General features: G+C 44.2%; 12 protein-coding genes. 4 read left to right on the top strand and 8 right to left on the bottom strand.

The genetic code is table 11. The annotated features are described in order from the left end of the window. Nucleotides 1-236 precede the first annotated feature (236 nt). From AACT52_RS28335 to AACT52_RS28370, 8 genes are all read right to left on the bottom strand, one after another. Entirely contained in the window at nucleotides 237-1,208 is a 972-nt protein-coding gene (locus AACT52_RS28335) for a hypothetical protein (protein WP_073634167.1), read from the bottom strand. A 120-nt stretch (nucleotides 1,209-1,328) separates the two neighbouring features. Continuing rightward, a complete protein-coding gene (locus AACT52_RS28340) occupies nucleotides 1,329-2,558 on the bottom strand; it encodes an MFS transporter (RefSeq protein WP_073634168.1) in 1,230 nt (409 codons plus the stop codon). A 179-nt stretch (nucleotides 2,559-2,737) separates the two neighbouring features. Continuing rightward, nucleotides 2,738-3,685: a D-2-hydroxyacid dehydrogenase gene (locus AACT52_RS28345; protein ID WP_073634169.1), complete on the bottom strand. Its 948-nt coding sequence runs from the start codon at nucleotides 3,683-3,685 to the stop codon at nucleotides 2,738-2,740. A gap of 76 nt (nucleotides 3,686-3,761) precedes the next feature. Continuing rightward, a complete protein-coding gene (locus AACT52_RS28350; protein WP_073634170.1) occupies nucleotides 3,762-4,721 on the bottom strand; it encodes a D-2-hydroxyacid dehydrogenase in 960 nt (319 codons plus the stop codon). 152 nt (nucleotides 4,722-4,873) lie between these two features. Next, nucleotides 4,874-6,028, bottom strand: coding sequence for an ABC transporter substrate-binding protein (locus tag AACT52_RS28355; protein ID WP_083630592.1), 1,155 nt, complete (start codon nucleotides 6,026-6,028; stop codon nucleotides 4,874-4,876). Between the two features lie 4 nt (nucleotides 6,029-6,032). After that, nucleotides 6,033-6,362 (bottom strand): 4Fe-4S binding protein, encoded by a 330-nt coding sequence (locus AACT52_RS28360; RefSeq protein WP_073634171.1) that lies wholly within the window; start codon nucleotides 6,360-6,362, stop codon nucleotides 6,033-6,035. Then, on the bottom strand, nucleotides 6,359-8,005 hold the full coding sequence (locus AACT52_RS28365) for an FAD-dependent oxidoreductase (protein ID WP_073634172.1): 1,647 nt from the start codon (nucleotides 8,003-8,005) through the stop codon (nucleotides 6,359-6,361). Before AACT52_RS28365 ends, AACT52_RS28360 begins: the two co-directional genes overlap by 4 nt. 504 nt (nucleotides 8,006-8,509) lie before the next feature. Continuing rightward, on the bottom strand, nucleotides 8,510-9,550 hold the full coding sequence (locus tag AACT52_RS28370) for an NADP(H)-dependent aldo-keto reductase (RefSeq protein ID WP_073634173.1): 1,041 nt from the start codon (nucleotides 9,548-9,550) through the stop codon (nucleotides 8,510-8,512). A 988-nt stretch (nucleotides 9,551-10,538) separates the two neighbouring features. Here AACT52_RS28370 and AACT52_RS28375 point away from each other — a divergent pair. The 4 genes from AACT52_RS28375 (at nucleotide 10,539) to AACT52_RS28390 (ending at nucleotide 15,883) form a co-directional block, all read left to right on the top strand. Beyond that, complete coding sequence (locus tag AACT52_RS28375) at nucleotides 10,539-12,353, top strand: iron uptake porin (protein ID WP_073634174.1); 1,815 nt, start codon at nucleotides 10,539-10,541, stop codon at nucleotides 12,351-12,353. Between the two features lie 91 nt (nucleotides 12,354-12,444). Continuing rightward, complete coding sequence (locus tag AACT52_RS28380; RefSeq protein ID WP_073634175.1) at nucleotides 12,445-13,560, top strand: sulfonate ABC transporter substrate-binding protein; 1,116 nt, start codon at nucleotides 12,445-12,447, stop codon at nucleotides 13,558-13,560. A gap of 80 nt (nucleotides 13,561-13,640) precedes the next feature. Continuing rightward, the gene (locus AACT52_RS28385) at nucleotides 13,641-14,462 is read left to right on the top strand and encodes an NADPH-dependent oxidoreductase (RefSeq protein ID WP_073634176.1); all 822 of its coding nucleotides are present in this window, start codon (nucleotides 13,641-13,643) and stop codon (nucleotides 14,460-14,462) included. A gap of 206 nt (nucleotides 14,463-14,668) precedes the next feature. Next, nucleotides 14,669-15,883 (top strand): RNA-guided endonuclease InsQ/TnpB family protein, encoded by a 1,215-nt coding sequence (locus AACT52_RS28390; RefSeq protein WP_073634200.1) that lies wholly within the window; start codon nucleotides 14,669-14,671, stop codon nucleotides 15,881-15,883. Nucleotides 15,884-15,902 lie beyond the last annotated feature (19 nt).

Consider the following 15,902-nt stretch of genomic DNA (forward strand, 5'->3'; position numbering starts at 1 on the left):
GCTCTTTCATAAATACGATTTGTCGATAAACTTACCGTACTTTATGATCATAATTTCATAGATGGGTGCAAAAAGCAAGAGGATAATGTTAAAAATACTTCTCATTGATATAAAAATACCAATGAAGTGCCAAACCCGCCTGGGAGCGTGGTGGGTTCAATTCCCCTAGAGCATAATTTGGAAGCTTTTCGCACCACGCTAAAGTCGCAGTTTAAGTAGCAACAGCACGAGGTCGTTTAGTGACCAACGATAACCCAGTATATGCCATCCGGCGCAACTAGCCCAAAAGAAGGTTCACCAAATTCGTTAGGTACTATCGCTGTCACATTAATAGCACTGCTATTGGTGACTCGTTGGTGAAAAGCAGTGATATCTTCTACTTGATAGGTGAACACAGACACACCCAAACAGCCTGGTTGAGCATATTCGCGTTTATCGGCAGTAGGATAAAGTGGGGTGTAGATTTGCAAAACACCTACGTTAGTTTTTGGTGAAGAGAAAAGCGAAAGATAAAATTCTTGCCCTTCAGAGAGTATCAAAGTTTCGCGGGTGGAGGGTTTGGAAGCACCAGAAATCTTGCCATTCCATTCTTGTGGCACTAGTCCAAAAACATCTGTGTAAAAAGAACTTAACGAGTGGTCAGAGATAACCAAGCTCGAGTGAGTTCCTTCACTCACTCCCAGTGGAGAACTTGGTTCAATCGTGCCATAACCAGGACGGGTATAATTGTACCGTTGGAAAAAAGCTTGCCGTGTCTCGGAACCAATGACAAACATTTCCCGCACCCCAACAAAGCGGTTGTAAAACCCTGTCCCCTCATGACCTGTTCCTTCTATAGCGCGAACTGGTTCAGTATAAAGCCAGTTTCCTCCGTTTGCTTTGTCGTCGGCAAAAGCATCTGCAATTGTGTAAATGTCTTTGACGAGGGAAGCAAACCAACGGCTTCCTTCCACAATCGGCAAGGTGTGAGCTAGACCCTCGTTGCGAGGTTCTGACCAGGACATGATTCGCACTAAACCATGATTCGAGGAGTTACCATTTTGCAGCCGTAGGGAGGTCAAAGCTGATGTATAACCGTAGAGTTGTCCTGCTTGTTCGGCGGAAAGTTGTCCCCTTTTCACCTCACGATAGCCCAACTCTGCCCAATATTTTAGGGTAGCTTCGACATCTGTTGACCCTATGCAATTCTCGAAAATTCCACTAATCATCGCCGTTCACCTCAATGGCTTATGTTAGTTTTACAACACTTTTTGCATCAGGCTTAATCCCCCCTACCCCCCTTAACAAGCGGAGGTTTGACATCACTCACTGAAAAACATTGGCTTATTTTAAACATCTTGCAATGATGTGAGGCGGCGAATTTGAGGAAAAATTAACGTCACAATTAATACAACAAAAACTGTGCCAACACCACCAGAAACTACGGAGAAAATAGGTCCAAATAGGGCGGCAACAAACCCTGATTCAAAACCACCTAACTCGTTGGATATGCTAATAAATACGCTATTGACTGCTGATACCCGACCACGTAAGTGTTCAGGAGTACGTATTTGTACCAAAGTATGGCGTATAACGACACTAATATTATCCAATGCTCCGCTCAAAGCAAGCATCAGTAAGGACAGCCAAAACGATCGCGATAGACCAAAGACAATAGTCACAATACCAAACCCTACCACCGACCACAACAGTGCTTTACCTGCTTTTTTCATTGGTGGTAAGTGAGCTTGAGTAATTGCCATTGTAAACGCTCCAAATGCAGGTGCAGCACGCAGCCATCCCAACCCAGAGGGACCAACCTGCAAGATGTCCTTAGCGTAAATTGGCAGCAGGGCAACTGCACCGCCAAAGAGCACTGCAAACAAATCTAGGGTAATAGCAGCTAAGATGACCTTGTTTTGCCAAACAAAATCCATTCCTGCTGCCAGAGTTTTGAGCGTAGGTGGCTCTATTGGGCGTGCAAATTTGACTCTGGTAATTTTGGCAATTAAACCAAAGCAAATGAGGATGAGAACAGCATCTATGATGTAGACAGATGTAGCGCTCCCTTGGAGTGCAATCACCCATCCCCCTAAAGCAGGACCAAGTACCGCAGCGAGTTGGAAGCCACTACTATTCCAAGTTGCGGCATTGGTGAACACTTCTAGAGGAATGAGTTGAGGTAAAAGTGAGTCTGAAGCTGGTGTATTGAATGCTTTGGCAACACCGCCCAACAGCAAACAGGTGTATATCAGGAAAATTGACCCTTGCGCGTATGATAGGACTGCCAAACCGAGCGAACATAACACAAGCATTAAGTCAGTCAACATGACTGTATACTTGCGATCCCAACGGTCTGCAATATGACCAGCGGGCAAAGTCAGTAGGATAACAGGGATGACCTGAACTAAACCAACTCCCCCAAGTATCAACGCTGATCCCGTACGCTCATAGAGTTCCCAGCCAATAGCGACGCTTTGCATCTGCGAACCAAACAGTAAGAGATTTCGACCAATGGCAAACAAACGATAATCACGAAAGCGCCATGCTGCATACGGATCATGCAATAGATTAGACATTTGGAATTTTGAATGCGTGAATTTTGAATTCCTTAAAACAGTGAACAGCTACCTACGCAGTGACGCTTTCTCGGGCTGGTGGGGGATTTAAACCCGCCACCAACGCTTTCGGTCCAATTGGTGGGGGACTTAAACCCTGCGGATGAAACTGATAACTGATAACTGATAACTGGTAACTGTTAATAGCCTGCTTTCTTATCCACCACATTACGTAAGGCACTCCCGTTGCGATAGCGTGATAAATTGTCGAGAAATAAAGCCAAGCTGCGCTCTTTGACTCTTGGGGAATGACCTGTGCAATGTGGTGTGACAAACACATTGGGAAGCGACCACAAAGGACTCTCCGGTGGTAGCGGTTCTGTAATCACTGTGTCTAATCCCGCACCTGCAATCCAACCTTCTTTAAGTGCAGTAATCAGCGCAGGTTCATCAACGACTGCACCACGAGCGATATTGATGAGATAACCATCTGGGCGCATTAAACGTAGTGCTGCTTCATCAATTAAGCCTTTTGTGTCCTGAGTGAGTGCTGTGGCAATAACTACATAGTCAGCTTCCGGAAGGAGCGATCGCCATTCATCTGCACCCACAACCTTGTCAAAATTTGGTAACGGTTCGGGGCGACGGCGACTCCCCAAAATGCGCATTCCAAAGCCTTTCGCACGGGCGGCAATTTCTTGCCCAATACCACCAGCACCAATAATTAACAGCGTAGCTTCCCATAACTCTGTAATGGGAAAGCCCCTTTTCCAGTGGTGTTGGTCTTGTAAAGTATATAGTTCACGCAAATGCTTGGCATGAGCAAGTATGAATGCGATGACGAATTCAGCAATGGGAATTGCATGCACTCCCGCACCGTTGGTGAGGATGAGGTTGCGTTCTAAGTAAGTTGGTGTGAGAATATGATTCACGCCTGCATTGGGTGCATGATGCCAACGCAGTGCAGGTGAGGCTTCCAAGACTTTGTGCAGAGTGCCAGGTTTGAGAAAAAACCAACTAAAATAAACTTCGGCATCTGTAGCATCGCCGTCTAAGTTGCCATCACTATCCACACGCACAACAGCCGCATCGGAAGGTAAATGCGGCTTGAGGTCGTCAGCAATCTCTGTTGGTAAAATAAGTTTCACAACTTGCTACTCCCTGTGTTCATGAGCGTGAACAGTAAAACCTGATAACTGGTAACTGGTAACTGATAACTGAATATTAGTATCCTGCTTCCTTGTCTACCACATTGCGTAAAGGCTGACCCATTTGGTATCGTCTCAGATTGTCGATAAACAAAGCAATGGTACGCTCTTTCGTTCTTGGGGAATGAGCTGTGCAGTGGGGTGTCACAAAGACATTAGGAAGCGACCAAAAAGGACTTTCTGGTGGGAGGGGTTCTGTCACCAATGTGTCTAATGCAGCACCTGCAAACCAACCTTCACCAAGTGCTTTGAGAAGTGCGGGTTCATCAACAACTGCACCACGAGCAATATTAATTAAATAGGCACTAGGACGCAACAAGCGCAGTGCTGCTTCATCGATTAAGCCTTTTGTGTCCTTAGTGAGTGGTGTGGCAATAACGACATAGTCAGCTTCCGGAAGGAGCGATCGCCATTCATCTGCACCTACCACCTTTTCAAAATTCGGTAGCGCTTGCGGGTGACGGCGACTTCCCAGAACTCTGATTCCGAAAGCTTGGGCACGGGCGGCAATTTCTTGACCAATATGACCAGCACCAATAATTAATAAGGTAGAACCTTTCAACTCTTGGATGTTAAACCCTCTTTTCCAGTAGTGTTCAGCCTGTAAAGCGTACAATTCACGCAAATGCTTGGCATGAGCCAGTATAAAAGTGATGACGAATTCTGCGATGGGAATTGCATGCACTCCCGCACCATTGGTGAGGATAATATCGCGTTCCAAATAAATTGCTGTATGAGTTGGTGTCAGGATGTGATTTACTCCTGCATTGGGTGCATGATGCCAACGGATTCTAGGTGCTGCTGCCAGTATTTTATCCAGGATATGACTTTTCACAAGATACCAACTGAAATACACTTCAGCATCACTAGCATCGCCGTCAAAGTTACCATCAGTATCCACACGCACAACTGCCGTATTGGGGGGTAAATGCGGCTCAATATCGGCAGCAAGATCTGTAGGTAAGATTATTTTCATATTAATTGTGCAAAATATTTGAGTAAAAAATGTATTTAACGTGAGTTCGACAGAATTAAAAAAACGTGTGCTCGATGAGATGTGATTACAAAGGAAGGATGAAAGTAGATTTTCAAGGTAAGTCTAACGTAGAAACGCACTATGCTGCATCTCTACTTTTGAGTAATAATCCAGTCGGTTAATTGAAAATCTGATTTGGCTAATTTTTGTGAAACTAAAAATTTCTTGGTTCCTTCTAAAAGTTGGAGCCCTTTGGTGGGAATTGGTTCTTCAGGAAACTGATCTAAAGAATAGGAAGCTTTAACGATATCAATTGGATATCCAGACACTTGTGCGTTGAATTTATAATACTCTTCTGAGTTTGCCTTGATATCTTTGACTGCTTGTTGTTTTATTTGATTCCACTTCTGAGGTAAATCAGGATGCTTAGTGAGGAAAGCTTCTGTCACCACAGTCACACTTGTTCCTGGTAAGTCAGGGTGTTTGATAGCTTCATCAATAACGGGATAGCCTTTTTTGTGTAGAAGTGGACCTGCTCCAGTGGCGGCGGCAATTGCAGCTACATCACCACGTTCTAGGGCTGCTTGGGCTTCACTCGTTAGTAGATGAACAACAGTCACTTGTTTGTCAATGCCAGATTTTTGCAACAAGCCTATCAGGTAGCGGTGCATATACGAACCTTTTGCTGTTGCTACTTTTTGCCCCTTGAGATCTGCGACTGAACGAGGTCCATTTTTCTTCGCCAACAACCAAGCATTTGTCCCCACTTGCTCTTGATTTATTAACCTGGTTGGAATACCGTTAGCCCGAGCTACAAGTGCTGGTGTATCACCGTAAATGCCAACATCAACGGCTCCTGCGACAAGGGCTTCATTAAGGTTTGGTCCGTTGGGAAAACTGAGCAGCTGGACTTCTGTAATACCTACTTTCTGCAATTCTGGCTTGAGTTTGCCTTTATGCAGTGCCCAACCTGTAGGTCCGGTTGGAGCTTTAGCGCTACTGGTGCTGATGTAACCAAGACGCAGGGTAGAAGTGTTACTGTTGGATGAAACTTTAGTGCTGGTGTTTTGTACTGGTTTAGATAGAGTCTGAGTAGATTGTTGAGATAAGGTTTGAGTAGAACTGCAAGCAGTATTTAGTAACAGTGGGGCGAGTGTAATTAAGATAGAAAATCGGGAAAAAAGAGGTGCATGGAGAAAATCCGTATGAGTCGGAAGAAAACCCTGCCCCCCCTTCCTTGATAGGGAAGGAGGTTGGGGTGTCAGGTTTGAGACTTGTGCAGCAGAAACACTATTTTTTCCTGTCATTTTTCTATTTCATGTGCTTGAGCAGCTGATAAGTGGAATCTTCTTTGGCTTCGTTTGTGCGACCCCGACCCCAGCCGATGTTTTGGCGGTAGCTTCCCAAGAGCCCAGTTTCCGCAAGAGTTTTTTCATCCACTGACTCTAGCGGTTCGACTTGAGGTGCCACGTAAAGGGCATCCACGGGACAGTACAATTCGCACATGAAACAGGTTTGACAGTCGCTTTGTCTGGCAATGGTTGGTGGTGCATCTGGCACTTTGTCAAACACATTTGTCGGGCAAACGTTGACGCATATATTACACTTAATGCACCGGGATTCGCTGACTAACTCAATCACGCCGCCACTCCAACTTTGACTTTTGTCTCTGCAACTGTTGTGTTTAGAGGTTGGGCTTTTACCCAGACTTTATCTAAACCTCCGCTAATCAGATAATGTTGCTGGTCAGCATCTTGTTGCGGATAGTCCAAGTGTCTGTGCATTCCGCGAGTTTCTTTGCGTTCTAAGGCGCTGCTGTACATCCACCTCGCTGTAGCTAGCATTGCTGCGGCTTCCCGCGCTTGGACAATGTTGCTTTCATCTACCGCAAGGCTAGTGCGAACCTCTTTCCACAGGTCGTTTAACTTGTGCAGAGATTCTGTCAAACCTTTTTCGGTGCGGAAATAGTTGCGATCGTACGGGAAGACTTCGGCTTGAGTTGCTTTGATGACCTGTTCTGCTTTCAGGGTAGGGTGGGTTGCAAAATTAAATCCAGCTTCTCCTAATGCTTCTGTATGGCGCACAGTTGCTTTCTCTCCCAATTGACGGGCATAAAAAGCGGCAGACTGTCCAGCCCAATAACCGGAAGATAACGCCCAAGCAGCGTTATGGCTTCCCCCACCTGTAAAGCCACCGCAGATTAATTCTCGCGTCGCCGCATCTCCAGCTGCATACAGTCCTTTCACAGAGGTCGCACAAGTAGAATCGACTATCCTAATTCCACCAGTACCGCGTACAGTTCCTTCAAGAATAAGTGTGACGGGGAAGCGTTGGGTGAACGGGTCAATACCTGCACGATCAAAGGGTAAGAAGAAGTTGGGCTGCGCTTTTCGCATATGTCCCTGCATTTCTTCTGTGGCTTTGTCCAAAATGGCGTAAACCGGTTGAGTCAACAATGTCTGGGCAATCACAGAACGCCCCCGTTGCGAACCTGCACCCGGAATTGGCGTTCCGTCTTCGTAGATAAATGTTGCCCAGTTGTAAAACAAGGTTTTGGTAACGGAAGAAAAAGCAGGTGCGATGCCGTAAGCGTTGGAAAACTCCATACCCGACATTTCGGCACCTGCTTCTGCTGCCATAAGATATCCATCCCCGGTTAAAACATTGCATCCTAGTGCCTTGCTTAAGAAAGCACAACCACCAGTAGCAATGATGACAGCCCCTGAACGCACAGTCCATTTTTTCCCACTCTGACGGTTCACTCCTGTTGCACCTGCAACTGCACCTTCAGTGTCTACCAGGAGTTGCAAAGCTGGACTGTGATCTAAAATTGTTACGCCTGCTCGCTTGATTTGCTTACGCATCAGTCGCATATATTCTGGACCTTGCAAAGAGCGGCGGTATGGCTTGCCCTCGTCATCTGTGGGAAAGGGATAACCCCAATCTGCTAACTGGTTGACGTTTGCATAAGTTTGATCCAACACCCGCTTCATCCAGTCGCGGTTTGATAAAAATCCTCCCAAGGTTTCGCGAGAAGCCATTGCTGCTTCCCGTGCTTCGGGATCGGGTCGCACGTACCACACTCCATTGCCAGACGCCGCCGCACATCCACTTGTGCCGCAGTATCCTTTATCTACGAGGACAACCCTTGCGCCAGAGGATGCTGCACTCCAAGCAGCCCAAGTGCCAGCAGGACCGCCCCCAATCACCAAAATATCTGCCTGTAAACTTGGGTCAAAATCTGTTGTAGATGAATCACCTGACCAAAACTGGTTTTTACTCATCAAATTCCTCGCTTCGCTATCCGAGTAGGGGTACAACACAAAAATATGGCGATCGCACAGCTATGACACTGACTGCTAATTACCAGAACGATGATAAATGAAGCTCACAAGCAGCCTAACCCCATGGCTTGTTAACGAGAGTCGTCGGTAGACTAGCATTTGCAACCTTAAAACTACGGTTCATTGGTTAACTTATCGTAGTATTTATATACAAAGAGAGTTTTACATAGTTTCTCCAGAAAAGCAAGGACAATATTAATAAAAGTTAAAAATTGCAATTAACTTGATTTTGGACAGCAGTTTATGTATTTATTTTAGCTTCAAAACATAAAGATATTAAGTAGGTCAGCAGAATTAAACACAACAAAAGAATCATAGAAACTGGGGACTGGGTAAGGATTCCGTAAGGGACTAATCCAAGGGTCCCCAATCCCTCAAACCAGTAACATTTATTTGCACCCACCTACTTACATTTTGAATTTTGAATTTTGAATTTTGAATTTTTTAAGGTGCTGGGTTGGGATAACGAGTATGAACAGCATCCAACTGTGCCAAAATGTCTTTGTCAAGAACGATATTCACACTCTCTATATTTTCTTTGAGTTGTTCGATTGTTGAAGCACCGATAATTGTGCTGGTGACAAACCAACGACTCCGGACAAATGCTATGGCTAGTTGTGCGAATTTGATGTTATGTTTACGGGCAATTTCTGCATAAGCTGCGACTGCTTCATTCACATTTGGTTTGAAATAGCGTTGTCCAAAGTTCTGAAACAGTGTAAGGCGTGTATTCTCTGGTTTTTTACCATCAACATACTTGCCTGATAACACACCAAATCCCAAAGGACTATAAGCCAGCAAGCCAATATTTTCGTAATAGCAAGCTTCTGCTAAATGTCTATCAAATTCGCGGTTAAGCAGATTGTAAGCATTTTGAATGGAGACAACTTTAGGTAATCCTAGCTGTTTAGCAATGTGGCTAAACTCGGACACTCCCCAAGGAGTTTCATTACTCAAACCCAAATAGCGAATTTTACCTGCCTTAATGACATCAGCAAAAGCTGTTAGCTGTTCAGCGATGGAAACAGTTTCACGCTCAAAATTCGGATTGTATTCTGTCTGTCCAAAAAGGGGAACATAACGGTCGGGCCAATGGATTTGGTAGAGGTCGATGTAGTCAGTTTGTAAACGCTTGAGGCTATCATCTACTGCTTGCTTAATGTTATCGCGTTGAATATTTGTGGCTCCTCCTCTCACCCATTTAATAGCACGACCAGGTCCTGCAATTTTAGTAGCGATAATTAATTTATCCCGCTGCTGCTTCTTCAGCCATTCCCCAATATAAGCTTCCGTTCGTCCTTGAGTTTCGGCACGGGGCGGTACCGGATACATTTCCGCAGTATCGATAAAGTTTATTCCTTGGGCAACGGCATAATCTAGTTGCTTTTGGGCATCTTCAATGGTATTTTGCTGCCCAAAAGTCATAGTACCCAAACAAATTTCTGAAACCTTGAGGTCGCTTTCTCCAAGTTGGTTGTAGTTCATATTTTCCTAAAACACATTTCATTCAATAAAATACCTTTGGTTGGCTTTGAGCGAAGGGCTTTAAGAAGAACGCAGAACACAGAACACAGTAATCAGAATATCCAAAACGAGTGAATCCGGGAGATTTAAGTACGGAAAAAGTTTGTTGGTCTCCAAAGGATTTATCCGGGGGCAGCCATACCAATACGGCTGACCAGAACTCTTAATTCATGCTCGTCTTCGCGTTTAATATTCTGACTTCTGAGTTCCTACTCTGCGGTCTTTTTTGGTGATCATATTTTCCCTACAGCCTACAGCGTACTTGTATATTTGTCCTGGTTACATTCCCATTGACAACTTAAAAATACTACATATTTCCACAAAAATACGGTATTTTTACCGAATTAGTGATATTTCTAACTTAGAACAGAATCTTACCAGAGATAACTTGAATAGACAAGCTTGTTTTTCTAAAAATATTTTCTGAAAAATGTGACAAAAAATACTTATTCCTTACAGTTTTTCTGGAATGCTCCTATCTAGTAGAATCAATCTACATTAAGGCTACTAAATTACCGTACTTTAAAAAAAGGAACATTATTTAGAACCCGAACTAATACTTTCTTATTCCTTTGCGTAGAGTTTTTTCAAAGGATAGTTCATTTTTTAACGAAGTACTTGAGGGTGATCTCAGCATAGCTCGATGAGATGAAATTCAAATAACATAGTGTGAAAAGAATTTTTGAATATCGACAATTTTGTCAATCCATGATAGAGATTAATACTTAACAGACTTTGACCCGGCAAGCAAACAGATGACAGGCTGACGTCAGACAATACACTTGTTTATCATTCTGTTTGCATATTATCAAGCACTGCTTGTAACTAAAGCGGAACTGCTGACTTTTCTAAATTTGAGGTTTTAACGTCATCCAATGATGTTATGAGGCTGATGCTTGACATAGCAACAGAATTTTGTGCAACCCCTAATTGAGAGTGTGTCAATCACATGAATAAAACAAAAACTATTTGGAATCTACTGCTATCTACGCCTATCGTTTGTTGCCTTATATTGTTCACAACTTTAACAAAAACAACGGCTCAAGAAGTACCTGCAAAGCAATGGGGGATGGGTGAACAAGGGAGAGAAACAAGCAACCATTTGCAGCGCTTCAATGCCCCCTTCTTGACAACTCAAGAATTAGCACAAACAGATAAACAGACAAATAGACTTGAAGAATTTCCCTCCTCTTCCTCCCAGACAAGTCCTAACCAAGTTAAACAAAACTCAGATCCAGGCGCACCAACGCCAACGAACTCTCCTGCGACATCCCAAACGAAGCCTCGAGTGACATCAGTCTCGGAATTATCAGATGTGCAGCCAACTGATTGGGCATTCCAGGCTTTACAGTCTTTAGTCGAACGCTATGGTTGTATCGCAGGCTATCCTGACAAAAGCTACCGGGGTAATCGCGCTATCAGTCGTTATGAGTTTGCTGCGGGTTTGAATGCTTGTTTAGACCAAATTACCCAGCAAATTGCAGCAGCGACGGCGAATGCAGTCTCTAAAGAAGACTTAGCAGCTGTGCAAAGACTGACTAAGGAATTTAATCCAGAACTGGTTCAATTACGAGGACGAGTCGATAACCTAGAGACTCGTGTGGCGGAAGTACAAGCCAATGAGTTTTCCACAACTACCAAATTGGTTGGTGAGGCGATATTTTTGGTAGCCGATGCGATTGGCGATCGCGCAAATAATACTCGCGCTAATGATACTAAAGATGAATCTTCAACCTTTTTTGCTTACCGTTCTAGGCTTGCTTTTCAAACCAGCTTCACAGGTAGAGACCAACTGACGACTAGTTTGACAGCACTTAACATTCCAAACATGGGAAACAGTACGGGAACCCAAATGACTCGTTTTAGCATTGATGGGTCTTCAACTAATTACCCAGATAATGACGTGTATCTTGACGCCTTGTACTATCGTTTCCCATTAGGCGACAAAGCTACGGTTTGGATAGGGACTAGAACACTAAATTTCCCTGTTTATGTTCCAACGCTCAATACCTTAACTGGTAACGCCCAAAATGGTAGTATTGGCAGATTTTCACAATTTAACCCTACTGTTTACCGACCTGGCTTTGATGGTGCAGGAGCCGCTTTTGCATACAAGTTTAATGATCAACTTCAACTACACTTAGCTTACATTGCAGATAACTTTCAAGCTAATCTACCCAACAGAGGGCTTTTCGATAGTAACCAAGCCGCTACTGCTCAGTTAACTTTCTCGCCCAGTAAACAGGTAGATATTGGTCTGACATACACGCGCAAATACTTTATTGCTCAATCTGGTTTTAACCTCACTGGTGGTACAGGAAGCGCTTTGGCGAGAAATCCTTTTCAGCAAAATGCCACTTCATCCGATAACTTCGGATTAGAGTTTAACTGGAGATTTAGCAAGCGTTTTACGTTAGCAGGTTGGTTTGGTTACACACAAGCTCACCAAGAAACGGGGGGTGATAGCGAGGCGACTATCGTCAATGGTGCTCTCAGCTTTGGTTTCCCAGACTTATTCAAAGAAGGTAACCTAGGTGGATTTATTATCGGTGTACCGCCAAAAGTCACCAGTAGTGACTATAGAGTTGCTGGAGTGCGACGAGAAGACCCAGACACTTCTTTACACCTAGAGGCTTTTTATCGCTTTCGTGTCAGTAGCAATATCAGCGTTACCCCGATTGTCTATGTGATTACCAAACCAGAGCATAATGACAACAATGACCCGATTGTGGTGGGTGTTCTCCGCACGACCTTTACTTTCTAGTGATCACGCTTTGCAGAAGTGTTTTTGTGAAAAAAACTACGGTAAAGCTATCGATTTGGTGTAACTTGTGAGTAGAGATGAGTGATGTTCCATGTTTAACCAGGGTTTGAAACACTTCATTACACAATTTAAATCATTGATAGAATACAGGTTTTTTCAATGGGGAACTCGAAAGAGATTATTATCTGTTTTCCCCCTTCCAATTGTCTGCGCTTTTGTTGCTGGCATATGCTTGAGCCTGTTATTTGCGGCTTGTTCTGCCAATAATTCAGCTAATGCTCCCACTCCCAATGCGACATCTGCTGCTAACACTCAAACTAAAGCATCAGTCGTCAGATTTGGCTATCAAAAATCAGCGATTATTATCAAGTCTAAAGGGGTTTTAGAAAAACGCTTGCAACCTGAAGGGGGATCTGTTGAGTGGATTGAATTTCCCGCAGGTCCACAACTTTTAGAAGCGATGAATGTCGGGAGTATTGACTTTGGACATACAGGAGAATCACCGCCAATTTTTGCCCAAGCTGCAGGTGCTTCACTGACCTATATTGCAGGGATAGCAGCTAGTCCTGCTGGTTCAGCCGTTCTTGTTCCGCAAAACTCTCCCATCAAAACAGTTACTGACCTTAAAGGCAAAAAAATAGCCTTTCAAAAGGGTTCTAGCGCTCATTATATGCTGTTGCAAGTTTTAGACAAATTCAAATTGCGATACAGCGATATTCAACCCGTGTATTTACCACCAGCCGATGCTCGTGCTGCATTTGTCAAAGGTAGTCTGGATGCTTGGGTGATTTGGGACCCATTTTATGCAGCGGCTGAAAAAGCTGCAAATGCCCGTGTTTTACTTGATGGCAAGGAAATTAATAAACAAGGAGGGTATTATTTAGCTAGCCGCAAATTTGCCACCGAAAACCCGCAAACGATTAAGGCGATTTTAGAGGAAATTCAAAAACTAGAGCAATGGTCTGATAAAAATCGTCAGGCTGTGGCAGAAACTCTTGCGCCAGCATTGGGAATTGATTTGGAAACAATGAAAAAGGCAACGAATAGAAAAACTTTTGGTGTCGTACCCATTGATGAAAACTTGATTGGTCTTCAACAGAAAGTTGCCGATACGTTCTATGATTTAAAATTGATTCCGAAAAAGATTGATGTGAGAGAGGCGATGTTGAAACCAGAACAATACGCCGCTTTGTCACCGAAAGTATAGTTTGGTTAATGGCTAATAATGTAGAGAGGTAGTACGCTACCTCTTTAGATGGATGAAAGTTCATTTCCACCCAATTTTCTATGACAAATCCTACTGAGTTGCTAAATCAACGTTATGGTGATAAGGCTGTCAATTTAGATATTCCTTGGAATGATAGCCTAACGACTCTCCTATCTCACCGTTCAATTCGCTCTTACCTTCCTGATCCTTTACCGCCTGGAACTCTAGAAATTTTGGTGACTGCGGCTCAATCTGCTTCTACTTCTTCCAATCTCCAAACATGGAGTGTGGTAGCAGTAGAAGACGCACAACGTAAGGAAAAGTTATCACAACTAGCTGGAAATCAAGCGCATATTCGCCAGTGTCCTCTCCTTTTTGTATGGCTAGCAGATCTGGCTCGCCTGACTCACGTTGCTGAAAGTCGCGGATTGCCTCACGAGGGTTTAGACTACCTGGAAATGTTCCTCATGGCGGCAATAGATGCATCATTAGCAGCTCAAAACGCGACTGTAGCTGCTGAATCTCTTGGCTTAGGAACAGTGTATATTGGTGCGCTGCGGAACCGCCCGGAAGAAGTGGCGGAAGTACTTAATTTGCCCCCGCACGTGTTTGCGGTATTCGGATTGTGTGTAGGCTATCCTGATCCCGCTCATGGTGCTGCCATTAAACCACGTTTGCCTCAGTCTGCTGTGCTGCACCGAGAAACGTATAACCTGGCAGAACAAGATGAGGCGATCGCCGAATACAACGACATTATGAAAGCTTTCTACGCCTCCCAGCAGATGAATATCCAGAGCGACTGGTCAGAACATTCTGCCAAGAGAGTTGCTTTTGCTGAGTCTTTATCAGGACGGCATCGCTTAGGTGAAGCTTTGAAAAATCTCGGCTTTCAACTACGCTAGTCGTAGACAATAGTTAGTAATTAGTAGTTAGTTGAATTTTTTACTAACTACCAAAAACGCGCACAGTGCCCAAGCCCTTCTAGCTATCGGGGTGTAGTGCGTACGCCGGGTACGGCGCGCTTCGCGAACGCGACTTTAGTCGCAGTCCTAAAAACCGTCGTGATGATTAGTAGATTAGCTGTATAATATATCAGGAGGTGATGCAAGTGTTCAATCTGACTTACGAGTTCAAACTAAAGCCAACGCAAAACCAAGTAGAAATATTTGAGGAATGGCTAGAAACCCATAGACGGGTTTATAACCATGCTTTAGCCGAGCGCAAAGACTGGTACAAGTCTCGCAGTTGTCAGGTAAACGCTTGTTCTCTCGTTAGTGAGTACATCATTAGAGCTGATGCACCCCGTCCAACGTTTGCTAGTCAATGCAAGTCTTTGACTGCTGCACGTAAAGAAAACGAGTATTTAAAACGTGTTAATGCTCAATCTTTGCAGCAAACATTGAGACGACTAGAAAAGGCTTTTGTGAGTATGTGGGAGCAAAATCATGGGTTCCCAAGATTCAAAAAGCGAGATCGGATGCGGTCTTTTTCTTTTCCACAACTAGGACAAAACCCATTAAGTAATGGGTATGTTAAGTTGCCTGTTATTGGTGTGGTTAAAGTTCGCCAATCGCGAGATATCCCTGATGGTGGAGTAATTAAGCAAGCACGTGTAGTTAAGCGTGTTTCTGGTTGGTATGTCATGCTGACCGTTCAGTGGGATTTATCCGTGCCCTCTCCTCTCCCACATGGCGAAGCAGTAGGGATTGATGTAGGACTCACAAGTTTTGTTGCAACCTCTAATGGTCTTTTAGTCAAGCGTCCGAGGTTTTTTGTTGATGCCCTCCGCAAGCTTAAATTGCTGCAACAGCGCGTTTCCAGGAAACGTATTGGCTCGAACAATTGGAAAAAGGCACACAAGAAAGTTGCTTCATTGCATGAGTACGTCGCTAACTGTCGTAAAGACTGGCATCGAAAGCTGTCTCACCAAATCTGCAACAATGCCGGAATGGTGTTTGTTGAAGATTTAAACCTAGTTGGATTGTCTAGAGGTATGCTAGGCAAGCATTGTTTAGATGCGGGGTTTGGTCAATTCTTCAACATCCTTGAGCAAACTTGTTTTAAGCGTGATGTCTATTTCCAAAAGGTAGATAGTCGCAAGACAAGTCAGATTTGCCCCAACTGTGGAACCGAGACAGGCAAGAAAGAACTTTCGCAGCGTATTCATGTTTGCTCAAATTGCGGCTATACAACAGATAGAGACATTGCAGCCGCTCAAGTAGTGCGAGAGCGCGGACTTGCAGCCGTAGGGCATACGGTCAAGATGCTTGCCGAGGGTAAATTCATTGGAGTCCCCGTGACGCAAGAATCCCCTGCCTTATAGGCATGGGGAGTGTCAATAA

Source organism: Scytonema sp. HK-05, assembly GCF_963872035.1.
Taxonomy (GTDB): Bacteria; Cyanobacteriota; Cyanobacteriia; order Cyanobacteriales; family Nostocaceae; genus Kalymmatonema.

What these genes read in the sequence shown, in the direction of transcription:
- AACT52_RS28335 (WP_073634167.1), bottom strand. Translation starts at nt 1,208, where the DNA reads ATGATTAGTGGAATTTTCGAGAATTGCATAGGGTCAACAGATGTCGAA.
- AACT52_RS28340 (WP_073634168.1), bottom strand. Translation starts at nt 2,558, where the DNA reads ATGTCTAATCTATTGCATGATCCGTATGCAGCATGGCGCTTTCGTGAT.
- AACT52_RS28350 (WP_073634170.1), bottom strand. Translation starts at nt 4,721, where the DNA reads ATGAAAATAATCTTACCTACAGATCTTGCTGCCGATATTGAGCCGCAT.
- AACT52_RS28355 (WP_083630592.1), bottom strand. Translation starts at nt 6,028, where the DNA reads ATGACAGGAAAAAATAGTGTTTCTGCTGCACAAGTCTCAAACCTGACA.
- AACT52_RS28365 (WP_073634172.1), bottom strand. Translation starts at nt 8,005, where the DNA reads ATGAGTAAAAACCAGTTTTGGTCAGGTGATTCATCTACAACAGATTTT.
- AACT52_RS28370 (WP_073634173.1), bottom strand. Translation starts at nt 9,550, where the DNA reads ATGAACTACAACCAACTTGGAGAAAGCGACCTCAAGGTTTCAGAAATT.
- AACT52_RS28375 (WP_073634174.1), top strand. Translation starts at nt 10,539, where the DNA reads ATGAATAAAACAAAAACTATTTGGAATCTACTGCTATCTACGCCTATC.
- AACT52_RS28380 (WP_073634175.1), top strand. Translation starts at nt 12,445, where the DNA reads ATGTTTAACCAGGGTTTGAAACACTTCATTACACAATTTAAATCATTG.
- AACT52_RS28385 (WP_073634176.1), top strand. Translation starts at nt 13,641, where the DNA reads ATGACAAATCCTACTGAGTTGCTAAATCAACGTTATGGTGATAAGGCT.